Here is a 15,412-nt window from a genome sequence, read left to right on the forward strand (position 1 = left end):
GGAGAAGTTAGAATAGCTGATTTAGTAATTTTTAATTATTGAATACTGTTACAAGTCTTGATGAACAGAAAGGAGTATGTAATGCCAAAAAAGGGAGAGAATATTTATAAAAGGAAAGATGGTAGATGGGAAGGCAGATATATCAAACACAGGGATAGTAAAGGTAAAATTATTTACGGATATACTTATGGAAAACGCTATTTAGAGGTAAAATCTAAGTTAATTATTTTAAAAGCACAATATGTCGAATCAAAAACCATAAAACGCTTTGATGGAGACATGAAAGAATGGACGACCTATTGGCTGTATCACTATAAAAAAAATACAGTAAAGCAGTCTACTTTTTTTAACTATGAATGGTTAATCGACAAATATATCTTGCCTTATTTTGGAGAAAAAAATTTACTTGATTTAGCTACTGAAGATATTAGATCCTATATTCAGTATTTAGAAAACAAAAGCTTATCTTATGGGACAACAAATAATATTTTTATTTTATTGAAAAAAATACTAGAAGAGGCAAATAATCAAAATAAGATTGCCTTTAATCCTTGTAGTAATATTAAAATACCTCATCGCAAAAATAAGTCGCGGAAAGTTTCTTTAACAGTTAGTGAACAAAAAAAATTGGAACATTTTGCTTTTCAAGAAGATGGCTGTTCTGCAATTATATTGGCGTTATATTCGGGACTTAGAATTGGAGAAATAAGCGGTTTAAAGTGGTCAGATATTGATTTTGAAAAGGGGATTATTTATGTAAATCGAACAATTTATCGAATGAATACTAAGAAAAATGAAGGAAATAAAACAGAAGTATTTGTTGGCATACCCAAAACAGATAATTCCTACCGAATTGTTCCGTTGGCTGAAAACTTAAAACATTACTTACTTAAAAAAAAAGTCATTTCAATGTCTAGTTATGTCGTCTCCTGTAAAAATAAAATGACTGAGCCAAGAGTTATCAGATATCGCTTTAAAAAAGTTGTAATAGCAGCTGGAATAAAAAACATTCGCTTTCACTCCTTGCGACATACTTTTGCAACTCGATGTTTAGAAAATGGCGCGGATATATCAAGTCTCAGCAAACTGCTGGGTCACAATTCTGCTAAAATGACCTTAGATACGTATGCAGATTCCTTGTTGGAAAGTCGTCAAAAAGCAATATATAAAATAGATCAATTAATGAGTGAAAAAATACCTGACTAATTCTGATAATATATAGATCAAGTATCTAGTATAAAGCTTTTATAGCTTTGTATTAGATACTTGAAAATTTTTTTATACTTAACAATCAAAGAAAATATTTTCATACAAAAACGTAATTTAAGAAAATAATTGAAAATATTACCTAAAACGTTTTCTTTTTCAAAAATCGGAGGTATATTTAGTATGAACAGTACAGAAAGGAGAAGATTATATGAAAAACATACACATAGTTGCCCATACACACTGGGATCGTGAGTGGTATTTTAGTGATAATGAAGCATTTATTCAATTTTCTTATCATATGGATGAGGTGATATATGCATTAAAAAATAACGAATTGGATTATTATTATTTAGATGGACAATTAAGTATTATAGACGACTATCTAAAAGTATATCCAGAAAAAGAAAAAAATATTAAAGAACTAGTTGAAGCAAAAAAATTATTTATCGGGCCTTGGTACACGCAGATGGATGAATTCGTTGTTGCTGGAGAATCAGTCGTGAAAAATTTACAAATAGGAATCGAAATGTCAAAACATTTAGGGGCTCATACATCATTAGGTTATCTGCCAGACTCATTTGGTCAAGGTAAGGATATGCCAAAAATTTATAATGGTTTTGGGATTAAAGATGCTGTATTTTGGCGTGGGATGCCCAATGAAGTTACGAAAAGTCGTGAGTTTTACTGGACAGCTGAAGATGGATCAAAGGTACTAACTATTAATATTCGTAATGGTTATTATGCAGGTGTAGCACTTGTGGAAGGAGAACTCTATCAGAAAAAAGATATCTTGGATATTGTCTCTCAAGATAGCGCAACAGATGTGGTTACTTTGCCAGTTGGTGGCGATCAGCGCGCAGTTGATAGAAACTTGAAAACCATTATTCAAGAAGTAAATAATCAATTCAGTGATGAATATAAAATTGAAGAAAGCAATTATCCACATATTTTCAATTTATTAAGAAGGGAAGGTGCTAACTTTCCAACTGTTCAAGGTGAGTTCATAAGTGGAAGCGTTTCAAAAATCCATCGCTCCATCTACTCATCAAGATATGACTTAAAAAAATTGAATGATACGATTGAAAATCGATTGATTTTCCAATTAGAACCATTGATGTTAATGGCTGATGACCTAGGAATCCCTTTTAAGCGAGAATTAATGGATTATATATGGAAACTATTGTTGAAAAACCATGCTCACGATAGTATCGGTGGTTGCAATACAGATAAAACAAATGAAATGATCTTGGCTAGATACAAAGAAGCAGATCAATTATCATATTCTACGATTGATTATTTAGTCAGAAAAATTTCAGAATCGATTGATGGAATTAATGAAAATGATTTAGTTTTATTTAACACATTACCCTACACAAGAACAGATCCTTACACAGTAGAAGTAAGTACAAAAAAAGAACATATTAAGCTTTTTGATGAGAATCATAATGAATTGAAAATTCAAACCGTATCAAAAGAAAAAGTATACGCTGGGGAAGTAAGAAGGTCAGAAAAGGATTATGACGAATCAAAATACTATTATATTCATAAGATAAGTTTTGTAAAAGAGACAGCACCGCTTTCTTATACGATTGTTAATATAAAAGAATATGATGAGTCAATAAATGAAAAAAATAAAGTTGAAGAAATTCTTACTATTGAAAATGATAGGTATAAAATCAACTTTTCAAATGGAAACTTCTCAATTTCAGTGAAAGCACAAGAAATAACCTATGAAAATTGTTTATATGTGGAAGAATCAGGTGATGAAGGAGATACGTATGATTACTCGCCTGCCTATCACGATAAAATTCATCAATTATTTTTTGATACAACGAATGTTTCCATTCAAAGAGGAACTCTTTTTTCTACTATGACATTAGTTGGCAGTTGGAAATTACCTAAAGATTTACAAGCTAGAAAAGAGCAAGAATCAACTACTGAAATCGATTATATATTTACTTTATCATTAAGTAATGAGTCGAAGCGAATAGATATGAAACTAAAAATCGATAATCAGGCATTAGATCATCGGATGCGCTTAGTTGTAAATACACCAGTTGAAAGTAAAGTTAGTTATGCAGATACGTTGTTTGGTATCGTTGAAAGAAACAACCAAGATCCTCATATTTATGACTGGAAAGAACTTGGTTGGAAAGAAGAACCTACAGAAATTTATCCAATGATCCACTATATGAATATTCATGATAAAACAGCTAGTTGGACGGTCATGAGTAAAGGAATCAAAGAATATCAAGTAATTGACAATAAACTTTACATGACTTTATTTAGAGGTGTAGGTTTCTTAGGAAGACCTGAATTATTAAGGAGACCAGGAGATGCTTCTGGTAATCAATATCGCTATATTCCAACACCAGACAGTCAATTATTAGGCACGTTAGAGATGGAACTATCATTGATGATTACAAATGATTTCAATCCTGCAATGATTCAAAAAGAATATCAAAAGTATTCTGTAAAAAGTCCCTATTATCAAGTTCAAACCTTGAATCGTTTTACAAATCCAATTCAATATTTCCAAAGTAATAAAATAGACCGATTGAACCAGCTAAAAGAATTTATTGATTTAAATACTTCAAACTTAGTATTTAGTGCATTGGAATTAAGTCGTGATTGTCAATGGATTAATCTACGATTGTATAATCCATCATTAGTAGAAACTGTTAAAGCAGAGAAATTAAGTTTACCTACTAAAGCTAATATTCGTTTTGTCGATTTAAATGGCGAGCCAATTGAATCTTTAGGAATAATGGATGACGTGTCATTAGGTGAATTTAAACCAGGGGAAATCAAAACAATTTCAATAGAAAGATAAGCAAAAGAGAGGTCGATTTAATATGAATATAAATATCGAAAAAATCCAGGATCCATTGCTAAAAATTGCTAACAAGGTAGATAATAATAGCGTATTACAAGCCATAAAAAATGCTTTTATCAGTAGTATTCCATTTACTGTCGTAGGGTCATTTTCTAATTTAATCAAAATGCAGATTGACGCATTTTTTGGAGAAACAAGCATCGGTCAAACTGCATCAGCGATATTTGGCAATGTCTATCAAGGAACATTAGGAATTGTAGCACTGCTGATTGTTTTTTCTACGGCTTATAATTATGCTAAAGAGTTAATGAAAAAACATCCTGAATCAAATATCAATCCATTATTAGCCACATTATTAGCCTTTGCAGCTTACTTTGTGATGGTGCCAAACAATGTCAACTTTGCGGATAGTTCCGCTGAGCTTTTACAAGGTTACGCAAATAATTTCTTTAGTTATGAAGGAATGTTTACGGCTTTGATTGTCGGACTATTTGCAGTTTATCTCTATTCAATATTAGCAAAACATAAAATTGCTATCAAGCTACCAGGAAATGTTCCACCAAATGTATTCGATTCATTCTTTGCTTTGATCCCAATCTCAATTGTTTTGTTAATCTGTTCTGTACTGAAAGTCGTAATTGAGGCGTTTGATTTTAATTCCTTTATGGATATGGTTAGCCAATTGTTTGTTCAACCACTGACTTCTGTTGGGACTGGTTTACCTGCGATTATTGTAGTTATACTATTGGAACAAATTCTGTGGTTCTTAGGATTACATGGATTTAACATTGTTTGGGGTGTTGTTTCTGCTTTATGGTTACCAATTTTCTTAGAAAACGTTGCAAAATTTGCTGAAACGAAAAGTTTTGCAGATATTTCTATTGCTCCAAATACAATGACGAATGTTTATGCGATGATCGGAGGTTCCGGTGCCACCTTCGGATTGATTTTAGCAATCTTGATTTTTACCCCTAAAACCTATAGTGGCAGGGAAGTTGCGAAGCTGTCATTTATTCCAGGATTATTTGGGATTAACGAGCCGATTATCTTTGGTTTTCCTATTGTATTAAACCCTTTGATGTTTATTCCGTTTGTATTTGTTCCAGTCTTTAATGCAATTGTTGCTTATATCGTTACTAAAATCGGTTGGGTGGTTCCTTTAGTTGTCCTAAATTCAGGGAATGAACCAATATTTATCAGTACATGGATTTTAGGCGCGTTCCATTTAAGTCCAGTAATTTTAACAGCTGCTTTAGTTGTGTTGGATATTTTCATTTACGCACCATTTGTACGTATGAATATGAAATTTGATGAAAGTCAGTTGCTTAGTGGACAAAATTAGGAAATGATGATGAATAACAAGAGCTATACTGAGATGTAGGCATCTCAGTCTCTTGTTTGATTTTGTATAATCAAAGGAGTGAGTCTAATATGGAGAGCTATATTGAATTGATTATTCAAGCGAATGAAAAGAAGTATACTGACGTAGAAAGAGTGATTGCCCAGTACTTTCTTGATGGGAATAAAGAATTAGGAATACAAGAACTAGCTAAAAAATTGAGCGTTTCAAATTCTTCAATTACACGCTTTTGTAAAAAAATCGGTTTAGCAAATTATAAAGAACTGATCTACTTATACAAATACTCAAGTAAAGGAACTAAACAACAAAATGACTCCAGTATTAGTTATGTAAATCTTAATTACTCATTACTTTTAAATGATATTGTTGAAAAATTAGACAAAAAAGAAGTAAAAAAGGGAGCACTAATGATTGATGCTGGACGAATCATTCATTATTGGGGAACTGGGTATAATTCATTTTGCGGGGAAGATTTTCAGTTTAAGTTTTCTCGCCTTGGAAAAATTATCAATGTAATTAAAGATGAACATTCAATTGCAATGATGGCTCACGGTGTTCAGCAAGGTGATTTGGTCGTTATTTCTTCGATTTCAGGAGACAACGAAACTGTATATGAAGCCGTAAAAATTGTTTCTGAAAAAAATGCCAATATAATTGTGATTACTGCAAACGAAAAAAGTCCTTACAAAGAGTTTGCAGAATCATTTTGTTTAACAAGCTCAATGGGAAAAAAAGATATGGGAGGCATATCTCCTCAAATTCCTGTATTAACTGTCATTGATATATTGTATACAGAAATTTTGTCGATGTACCATAAAGACACAATCAAGTCTTGGATTAAATCCGAAGTGATTTTAAAAGGGAAGTAGAAAGGGCTAAGATTTATGACAGTCAATTATTCAAAATCGGTAATCAATAATATAAAAACAACAGTGGCACAACAATCTAAAAATGAACGATGGAGTGAGGTGTTCTCAAACTGTTTCGATAATACCTTGGAAACAACAGTAAAAATAACAGCGTTGGATGATACATTTGTAATTACAGGAGATATTCCAGCGATGTGGCTACGAGATTCTTCTGCCCAAATTAAACCATATTTGGTTGTGGCACAAGAAGACCTACATATCAGGTCGATGATTCGTGGATTGATTGAACGTCAGGTAAAATGTATTTTGATTGATCCTTATGCAAATGCTTTTAATGAAACTGAAAATGGTCATTGTTACCATCAAGATGATACAGAAATGAATGGTTGGATCTGGGAACGAAAATATGAAGTGGATTCCTTGTGTTATCCAATCGAACTAGCTTTTTTATTGTGGAAAAAAACAGGGGACATACTTCATTTTACTAATGAGTTTAAACAAGCAGCTGAAACAATTATTTCGGTTTTTAAACTAGAACAGAGACATGAAGATTCGCCTTATAGATTTGAACGTTTTGGTGAAAGACCAGAAGATACGCTTAACAATGATGGCATAGGTGAACCATGTGGATATACAGGAATGACTTGGTCTGGTTTTCGTCCAAGTGATGATAGTTGTACATATAATTATCTTATTCCCGCAAACATGTTTGCTGTTGTTATTTTAGGTTACTTAGAAGAAATTTGTAAAGAGATATATAGTGATGATTCATTGGCAGAAAAAGCTTATCAATTGAAACTTGAAATAGATCAGGGGATTTCTAAGTGGGGAATTGTTGAACATCAGGGGGAAAAAGTTTACGCTTACGAAGTAGATGGATTGGGAAACTATTTGTTGATGGATGATGCGAATGTACCCAGTTTATTAGCTGCACCATATCTAGGTTATTGCCAAAATGATGATGAAATTTATCAAAATACCCGAAGACTTCTTTTGTCTGACAGTAATCCATATTATTATGAAGGAATCAAATTAAAAGGAATCGGCAGCGAGCATACCCCAAAAAATTATGTTTGGCCGATCGCATTGTGTATCCAAGGCCTAACGACAAGTAATCAAGTTGAGAAGGCAGAACTTTTAAATACTCTCGTGAGAACCGATGCAGGAACTAATTATATGCATGAAGGAATCAATGTGGATAATCCTGATCAATATACCCGTGAATGGTTCTCTTGGGCAAATATGATGTTTTGTGAACTGCTATTGGATTATTTAAAAATTGGTAAGTAATCGACATATCTTGTTTAAGAAATGTATTTAAAAAAAACAAATTAGTACGTCCGACTATATAGTCAGACGTACTAATTTGTTTAGATACTTTATAAATAAAAGGATAGCTTAATTTTTATCAGACAAGGAGATTATTTTACAACAAGTACATTACAGGGGGCATATTGAACGACATAACTTGTTGTTGTTCCAAGTTGATTAGCTTGAATCATCCCTTTACCTGTGGAACCTACGATAATTAAATCAATTGCTTGATTTGTAGGGACAGTCGTTGAAATCATCTCTTTAGGGTTACCGATTTCAACTATTGGTATTACATCATTTAAACCTTGCTCTGTAGCATAATAAATATTTTTAAGCAGTTCTTTTTCAATTGCTTCTTTTTCTTCTGCAAGTACTTTTGAGTATGCGTATGAACTATGACTGATCGCATTCTCGTCAACAACAGACAATAAATATAAGGTAGCGTTTTTTTCGATTGCGATAGCAACACCGTATTGTAGAGCCAATTCAGAATTTTTTGATCCATCAATAGCAACTAAGATATTTGAGTAGTTATTAATCATTTCAATCAGCACCTTTCTTTATCTACTTTTATTATATCATGTTCTATGATTTAGGTTAAACGAATTGAAGGAGAGAGGCTAATAATAAAAAACGATAAGAATTAGAAAGAGTCTCTGAATTCTTATCGTTTTTTATTATTTATAAACCAAGAAATGGTGCTGGATTAACAAATCCGCTCCACAAGCCTGTTGAGATACTGAAATGCAAGTGAACACCAGTAGAATTCCCTGTGGTTCCCATACCGCCTAATGTTTGTCCAGCGCCAACACTTTGTCCAGCAGCAACACTTAAGCTACTCATATGAAGATAGTAAGAATAGTAGCCATTATCATGTTTGATTACCACATGGTTTCCAGCCATCCCGCTATAGTTTGCGCTAACGACTTCACCAGAACGAGCTGCCATGATTGGTGTACCGCTTGATCCACCAAAATCGATGCCATCGTGGAAGGATCCTGAAATACCAGTAGGATCTTCACGTCCGCCAAATCCACTAGTGACGTTCATACTTGCTACAGGAGCAGACCAGCCGCCAGAAGATACTGGAGGGGTAGGATTGCTGCCAATATCATTATTTGTATCTGGAACAGTTACTGATTGTTGTTTTTCCACTGGTTGAGTAGAAGCTGTTTCTGTTTTTTGTTCTTGGGCTTGTTTTTCCGCTAAAGCTTTAGCCGCTGCTTCTTTTTTCTTTTCTTCAGCAATAGCTTTTAATTGAGCTTCTTTTCTTTTAATAGCTTCTTCTTTTTGTTTAACATACTTATCTTTTTCGGCTGTTTCAGTTGCAAGGTTAGCAGCGATTTCATTGATTTTAACATTTTGTTCAAGCTTTGTTTCTGCTAACGAAGTTTCTTTTTCCTCAAGTTCTTCTGTTTTCTTTTCAAGTGTTTTTAGTGTTCGTGTTAAGGAAACTTTCAATGCATCTAGTTCTTTTTTATCGTTTTTTTGAGCAGTCAAAATATCATTGTTTGCAGTAACTAATGTGTTAACTGCTAAAGCTTTTGAGACAGCATCAGAAATTGATTCAGCACTTAGTATAACTGCTAGCATAGATTCTTGTTCATGATTCGTTTGAGTGACTCTAGCTTGTGCTTGTAATTGTTCGTTTCTCTTTTCGATCTTTGTTTGCAAATTAGAAATGTCAGTATTCAGTTTGTTCATTTCTTTTTCATGCTTTTGTTTTTCAGAAAGAACAGTTTGGTATTCCGCTTCAATGGTTGCGATTTGAGCTTCCAAATTTGCTAAGTATGCTTTTGCATCTTTTTCATTTTTCACGATACCTTCTATTTTTTTTGTTTGATTGTCTATTTTTTGATCAATATCTTCAGCTAATACACTCATGGGTGCTGTATTTACTAATAAAATAAATGAAAGTGTGACTAGTAACTTTTTCTTCAAGTGATATTCCTCGCTTTTTATTAAACAGATTTAAACACCTAACTTTATGAAAAGTCAGCGTTAGTAATTTTCTATTGCATAAGACAAAGTATATCATAAGGAGATAAGAATAATCATGTAAAAAGAACAAGCGTAATGAAAAAAGTTGAATTTTAAAATCTGGAAATAAACTTATCATCTAATTGTAATATATGATACTTACAATTAATTAAAAAAATAGCAGTAATCTTGATCAAAGACAATAAATAAATAAGAAAATGTGTCATCTTTCATTATTTTCAGAATAAAATTCATCTAGCAATGAAGCTAAATCATTTTTTGCTTGTTCATATTTTATTGTCACTGTTTTCTCAGATAACTGTTTTCCTTTGGGTATTTTTTTAGCAAGCTTAGTATAATCTACAACCTTTGAATCAGGTTTACTTCTGTAAGAAATGTCATTAGTCATAACATCAGATAGTATAGAAAAAATTTGAGGAATCAATGGAAAACTTTTGTTTGATTCCGTTCGCTTTAGCAAATTAAATGTTTGAAATAGTACAGCAGCATTTATTTCTTTTTCATCAGAGTCATGCAATAATTCTTCAATTCTTGGTAGAAAGTCACTTCTGTAACGATTATTTTGTTCAATTCTGTAAGTTGTAGAATCTTCTGAAATAAGAGGTTTGTCTTGTTCTAAGAGTGCTGACTTATAACTTGCTTCAAATAAATCTGGAAACATTTCACTTGCGGTAGTGAGGATCTTCAAATCTTGAGAGTAAGTGATTTTTTGTTTTTTTAATGTCAGAAGTAGTTGCTTAAATTGCTCATTATCAATTTTTCTTCTTAAATTTGCCTCTGTCAATAAACGGGCAACATAGTCTTTAAAATCTCCATAACGAATCCAATCAATCGTTGTATTACCAAGAATTGCTAGTTTTTCTAATCTATCTTGGTTAGGTAAATTATTTCCTTTTTCCCAATTATTTACAGTACTAGCACTGGAATTCCCAACTAATTTTGAAAAACGTGCCATTGAATATTTATGTTGTTTTCTAATTTCTCTGATTCTTTTTCCAGCTGCAACTAAATCTATTTCCAAAATAATTCCTCCTAAAAATTCTTTCTTATACTATATCACTCTTTAAGGGAGAGGTGTACCGTTTTTTTTTCATTTTGTTCTTGTAATGTTTTTCATTAAATGATATAGTTTTTGTACCGAAAAGTATTCAATTGGTCGTCTTTTTGTTGTTTATCTTTTCAAGTTAAATATTTTGAGTTTAAAATAATAGTGATAATTTTTCATATTTTATTTTTATGTATTTATAAAAGTACACATAAATAATAGCTTATTTATTTTCACTGTCATTTTAAACAAAAAATGCCGAAAAATATTCATTAATAAGGAGGAAATGAAAATGAAAAAAATAAGTAGAGTTGAAGAGCAAAAGAATCACCTTCTGTATCAATTTTTAGAAAAGCTGAATAAAGAGATTCCTCATCAAGAGAATAAGCTAAAAATAGAGGAAAGCTATATTCAACAATATAAATTGTTGGTAAATATGTCTTTTAGTGCAAACATCTTATATAAAGGCTTAGACTATGCAAGTCATGTATACAACCATGTTGCCAAAATTGAATATACAAGACTTTGCAAAATAATCATAAAACAAAATTTGGATGAACAAGTAACCGAAGAATTACTAAAAAAATTAAAAAAAACACAAAATGAACTGTTTTTGCATTCACCTGTAACTAAGAAGTCAGAAGGAATCGATATTTTTTACGGATTTACTGGTGGTAATCGAAAAAAATACAAAGCAAACCGAAAAGCTATAAAACAAATGTATAGCGAAATAAAACAGGAATCAGAAAAAAGTATCTACAGATACATTAAAGATTCATACATTCGAAAACGTAAAAAAATGAAAGAAAAAAGAGCGTATGCAATTTGGTTATTAAAAAGTTACACATGGCATTAAAATAGTCTCTCTACAAATAAGTTACGCAAAAAAATGATGTTTATATGAATAAGAGACTTTGTTTCTGCAGAAAGATATGTTGTGCTATGCTTGAAATGAGGATACCAATTTCTTCAAAAAATCGTTCAAAGAGAGGTTCAACGTATAAAGAAAGGCAAAAAAGAAAGAAGGAGTTTGAATGAACAACGATGAAGAAAAGCATGTTAATTATCAAGAACACAACACCATGAAAACTATGGATTCAGGCACGAATACTCATGGACATGAAAAAATGTCTAGCATGGATCATTCTATGCACATGGGAAATTTTAAGCAAAAATTTTGGCTGTCACTTGTTTTAGCGGTACCAATCCTTTTTTTATCACCGATGATGGGTGTTAATTTACCTTTTCAATTTACTTTCCCAGGTTCCGATTGGTTGGTACTGATTTTAGCGACAATTTTATTTTTTTATGGTGGGGAACCTTTTTTAAAAGGTGCAAAGATGGAGCTGAAACAAAAAAGTCCTGCAATGATGACTTTGATTGCCATGGGGATTTCAGTTTCTTATTTTTACAGTATATACGCATTTATTATGAATCAATTGGTTCCTCAAAATCACCTGATGGATTTTTTCTGGGAGTTAGCAACATTGATTGTTATCATGCTCTTAGGTCATTGGATTGAGATGAATGCCATTTCAAATGCAGGAGATGCACTACAGAAAATGGCTGAGCTTTTACCAGATAAAGTTAAAAGGTTAAATAAAGACGGAACCCAGGAAGAAATACCATTGATACAAGTACAAGAAAATGATTGCTTAATCATTTCCGCAGGAGATAAAATTCCTGCAGATGGAATCATCATTAAAGGACGTACTACAGTTGATGAGTCGATGGTTACGGGTGAATCCAAAACAGTCACAAAAAATGAAAATAATAAAGTAATTGGCGGTTCCATTAATGGCAGCGGCACGATTGAAATAACTGTAACTGGCACAGGCGAAACAGGCTATCTTTCAAAGGTTATGGATATGGTCAAAAAAGCCCAAACTGAAAAATCAACATTAGAATCGATGTCTGATCGAGTTGCAAAATGGTTATTTTATATAGCGCTTGGGGTAGGAGTGTTATCATTTATAATTTGGTTGATTATTGATAAAAATCTAACTATTGCATTTGAACGAATGGTAACAGTGTTTGTCATTGCGTGTCCTCATGCATTAGGCTTAGCGATACCTTTAGTTGTTGCTCGATCTACGTCAATAGCCGCTAAACACGGTTTATTATTAAAAAATCGAAATGCATTAGAACAATCAAATGATATTCAATATATTCTAGTAGATAAAACAGGCACGCTGACTGAAGGTGAATTTACCGTAACAGGGATTGAAATGATTGATAAAGATAAAACCAAAGAAGAAGCATTAAGTATTATAGGTGCTTTAGAGAAAAACGCAAATCATCCTATAGCTATCGGTATTATGAATTATTTAAAAGAAAAAAATATTTCACCAGATAAAGCTGAAAATCTCCAAAATATTTCTGGGGTAGGATTGGTTGGGAAAATCAATAACATGGAAAGTAAGATCGTCAATGAAAAAGAAGTAGAGCGCCTAAACCTTAATCTTGATTATTCATTAAAAAAAGGCTATCAAGAACAAGGAAATACGTTAAGTTATTTGATTATTGACGGTGAACTAGTTGCTATGATTGCCTTAGGGGATAAAGTGAAACCAAATGCAAAACAATTTATAGCTGCTTTGAAGGAACAAAATATTACACCTATAATGCTGACAGGAGATAATAAGGTAGCTGCAGAGTCAGTTGCCCGTTACTTAGGCATTAATGAGTTTCATGGGGAACTATTACCAGAAGATAAAGAAAGATTCATTCAAACATATGTAAGTGAAGGAAAAAAAGTTATGATGGTGGGAGATGGGATTAATGATGCGCCTAGTTTAGTCAGAGCGACTATTGGTATTGCTATAGGTGCAGGGACAGACGTAGCAATTGATTCAGCAGATGTTGTTTTAACAGATAGTGATCCAGAAGATATCCTACGCTTTCTAGATTTAGCCAGACAAACACGACGTAAAATGATTCAAAATCTTTGGTGGGGAGCGGGATACAATATTATTGCAATTCCACTTGCAGCAGGTGTTTTAGCACAATGGGGATTTTTATTAAATCCAGCTGTAGGAGCTATTTTGATGTCATTGAGTACAGTGATTGTTGCTGCAAATGCTATGACATTGCGCATCCACAATTAAAAAGATGAAAAATAATGAATATCGCGTATATTTTATATGCATATTCATTATTTTTTTTATCTAAAATTACTGAGTAAATAGCAAAAAAAGCACGATTTTATGTAAATTTCACTGATATAATGAGTGTTTATTTTTAAAATGGAGGGTTTAAGATGGAATATAAAGAAATTTTTGATTTTGAATCAGGCAGGTTACTTGAACTATTTAAACTGTTAAAATCAGTTGATACTAACATCACATTGGAGCAACTTTCCAATGAAATCAACGTTAGTCAAAAAACAATTTTAAGGTATATGGAAAAAATGAAGAAATTGTTCAAAAGCTATCAGTTAGATACTCATCTAGAGATTTGTAGTCGATCAAAAAATCGGTTCTACTTGAGAAGAGATAATGATCTATATTTGGAGATTTTTTTAGTCCAGTATTTGAGTAGCCTACCTGAGGTTATTTTTCTAAAAGCGGTTATTGAAGAGGAAACAATTCAGACAAAAGAGTTTGCTGAAAAATTATTAATTAGTGAATCTTGTTTAAGAAAACGAGTAAAAAGAATCAATGATCGACTAAAAAAGTTTGGTGTACATCTAAGACGTGGCACATATGAATTATCAGGAAATGAAGAACAAATTCGAGAACTGATCCTAAATTTCTATTGGTTTGTTTATCAAGGAACAAAAAATAATTTTTTACTAAGGGAAAAAGAGGCGTGTAAGCAATTAACACAACAACTGATTATTTTTTTTCAGATGCAAATCAATGACATCCAAAAGGAAGCTATTTTTAGAATTATTCAGATAGCCACCTGGCGCTCTCAAAAAGGGAAGAATATAACAATAAAAGACGAATGGCAACAATATATTCAAAATAGTTCTATTTTTTCTAAATTCATTGAAATAATGCGACACAATAAAGATTCTAAAAACAAGGATATTGATGAATTAGCATATATTTACTTAATGATTCAGGCACGATTTTTACCATACTTTGGTTCCAGCATGCAGGCCTATATCATCGAGGAACATTACATAAAGAATACCACTTGTTATTCAAGTACTCAGATTATGAAAAATAAATTCAGCTATTTTTTTTGGGAGAAAAAATTTAAACTTTCAAAAGATAGTATCGTAGCATCTTTAGGATTTCATTTATACTATGAATTGATTTCACATTTTTCCTTTGAAAAAAATCAATCAGTTACGGTTTTAAAAGAAACTTTTCCAAGTTTTACCAGTAAGCTGGACGAATGTCTGTCAAGACTGATCAAAGATAATCCATTTTATCAGCGAATACCAAAAGATGCATTGTTTTATCGTTATTTTATGATTTTGAGTTCACTTATTTCTCCTGTTTATAGTGAAAGAAGATTCTTCATTTGTTTAATGACAGATCTATCATTGGAAAAGGAAAAAGAACTTGGAAAAAGGCTCACAAATTTTTTCTATAACAGATTTAATTTAGTGGTTATATATGCTAGAACAACTAAATCAATTTTATATGCTGATGTTATTTTAACTACTGTTGTTTATCAAGGGATGAATCGAAAGTTTACGCAACAAGTACTTCTTATAGAGCCAAATTTTTCTGAAAAAGAGTTTTTTCAAATTGAAAAAATATTGAATAAAGTGGGATAATGAAACCCTTTCAATTAAGTGTGTTAAACTATAATAGTAAATA

At 31.9% G+C, this 15,412-nt stretch carries 11 protein-coding genes; 8 read left to right on the forward strand and 3 right to left on the reverse strand.

All coding sequences use genetic code 11. The features are described 5' to 3' along the window. Positions 1 to 81: 81 nt before the first annotated feature. From AC4BB2_RS05450 to AC4BB2_RS05470, 5 genes are all read left to right on the forward strand, one after another. A complete protein-coding gene (locus tag AC4BB2_RS05450; RefSeq protein WP_490474416.1) occupies positions 82 to 1,206 on the forward strand; it encodes a tyrosine-type recombinase/integrase in 1,125 nt (374 codons plus the stop codon). 211 nt (positions 1,207 to 1,417) lie between these two features. Beyond that, entirely contained in the window at positions 1,418 to 4,042 is a 2,625-nt protein-coding gene (locus tag AC4BB2_RS05455) for a glycoside hydrolase family 38 N-terminal domain-containing protein (protein ID WP_490474417.1), read from the forward strand. Positions 4,043 to 4,064: 22 nt separating this feature from the next. Then, the gene (locus tag AC4BB2_RS05460) at positions 4,065 to 5,387 is read left to right on the forward strand and encodes a PTS sugar transporter subunit IIC (protein ID WP_490474418.1); all 1,323 of its coding nucleotides are present in this window, start codon (positions 4,065 to 4,067) and stop codon (positions 5,385 to 5,387) included. Between the two features lie 89 nt (positions 5,388 to 5,476). Continuing rightward, on the forward strand, positions 5,477 to 6,274 hold the full coding sequence (locus AC4BB2_RS05465) for a MurR/RpiR family transcriptional regulator (protein ID WP_490474419.1): 798 nt from the start codon (positions 5,477 to 5,479) through the stop codon (positions 6,272 to 6,274). 15 nt (positions 6,275 to 6,289) lie between these two features. Then, positions 6,290 to 7,564, forward strand: a complete 1,275-nt coding sequence (locus AC4BB2_RS05470) for a glycoside hydrolase family 125 protein (RefSeq protein WP_490474420.1) — start codon at positions 6,290 to 6,292, stop codon at positions 7,562 to 7,564. A 131-nt stretch (positions 7,565 to 7,695) separates the two neighbouring features. Here AC4BB2_RS05470 and AC4BB2_RS05475 read toward each other — a convergent pair whose 3' ends face one another. The 3 genes from AC4BB2_RS05475 to AC4BB2_RS05485 form a co-directional block, all read right to left on the reverse strand. Next, complete coding sequence (locus tag AC4BB2_RS05475; RefSeq protein ID WP_490474421.1) at positions 7,696 to 8,130, reverse strand: universal stress protein; 435 nt, start codon at positions 8,128 to 8,130, stop codon at positions 7,696 to 7,698. A 139-nt stretch (positions 8,131 to 8,269) separates the two neighbouring features. Further along, the gene (locus AC4BB2_RS05480) at positions 8,270 to 9,529 is read right to left on the reverse strand and encodes a murein hydrolase activator EnvC family protein (protein WP_490474422.1); all 1,260 of its coding nucleotides are present in this window, start codon (positions 9,527 to 9,529) and stop codon (positions 8,270 to 8,272) included. Positions 9,530 to 9,791: 262 nt separating this feature from the next. Beyond that, positions 9,792 to 10,610: a helix-turn-helix domain-containing protein gene (locus AC4BB2_RS05485; RefSeq protein WP_490474423.1), complete on the reverse strand. Its 819-nt coding sequence runs from the start codon at positions 10,608 to 10,610 to the stop codon at positions 9,792 to 9,794. Between the two features lie 316 nt (positions 10,611 to 10,926). Between AC4BB2_RS05485 and AC4BB2_RS05490 the strand changes: the two genes are divergently transcribed. From AC4BB2_RS05490 to AC4BB2_RS05500, 3 genes are all read left to right on the forward strand, one after another. After that, positions 10,927 to 11,490 (forward strand): hypothetical protein, encoded by a 564-nt coding sequence (locus AC4BB2_RS05490; protein WP_490474424.1) that lies wholly within the window; start codon positions 10,927 to 10,929, stop codon positions 11,488 to 11,490. A gap of 226 nt (positions 11,491 to 11,716) precedes the next feature. Beyond that, the gene (locus AC4BB2_RS05495; protein ID WP_490474669.1) at positions 11,717 to 13,741 is read left to right on the forward strand and encodes a heavy metal translocating P-type ATPase; all 2,025 of its coding nucleotides are present in this window, start codon (positions 11,717 to 11,719) and stop codon (positions 13,739 to 13,741) included. Positions 13,742 to 13,893: 152 nt separating this feature from the next. Continuing rightward, positions 13,894 to 15,369 (forward strand): helix-turn-helix domain-containing protein, encoded by a 1,476-nt coding sequence (locus tag AC4BB2_RS05500; RefSeq protein ID WP_490474425.1) that lies wholly within the window; start codon positions 13,894 to 13,896, stop codon positions 15,367 to 15,369. The last annotated feature ends 43 nt before the right edge of the window (positions 15,370 to 15,412 follow it).

The sequence above is a fragment of the Enterococcus sp. AAFC-DPL-5146 genome (assembly GCF_058216635.1).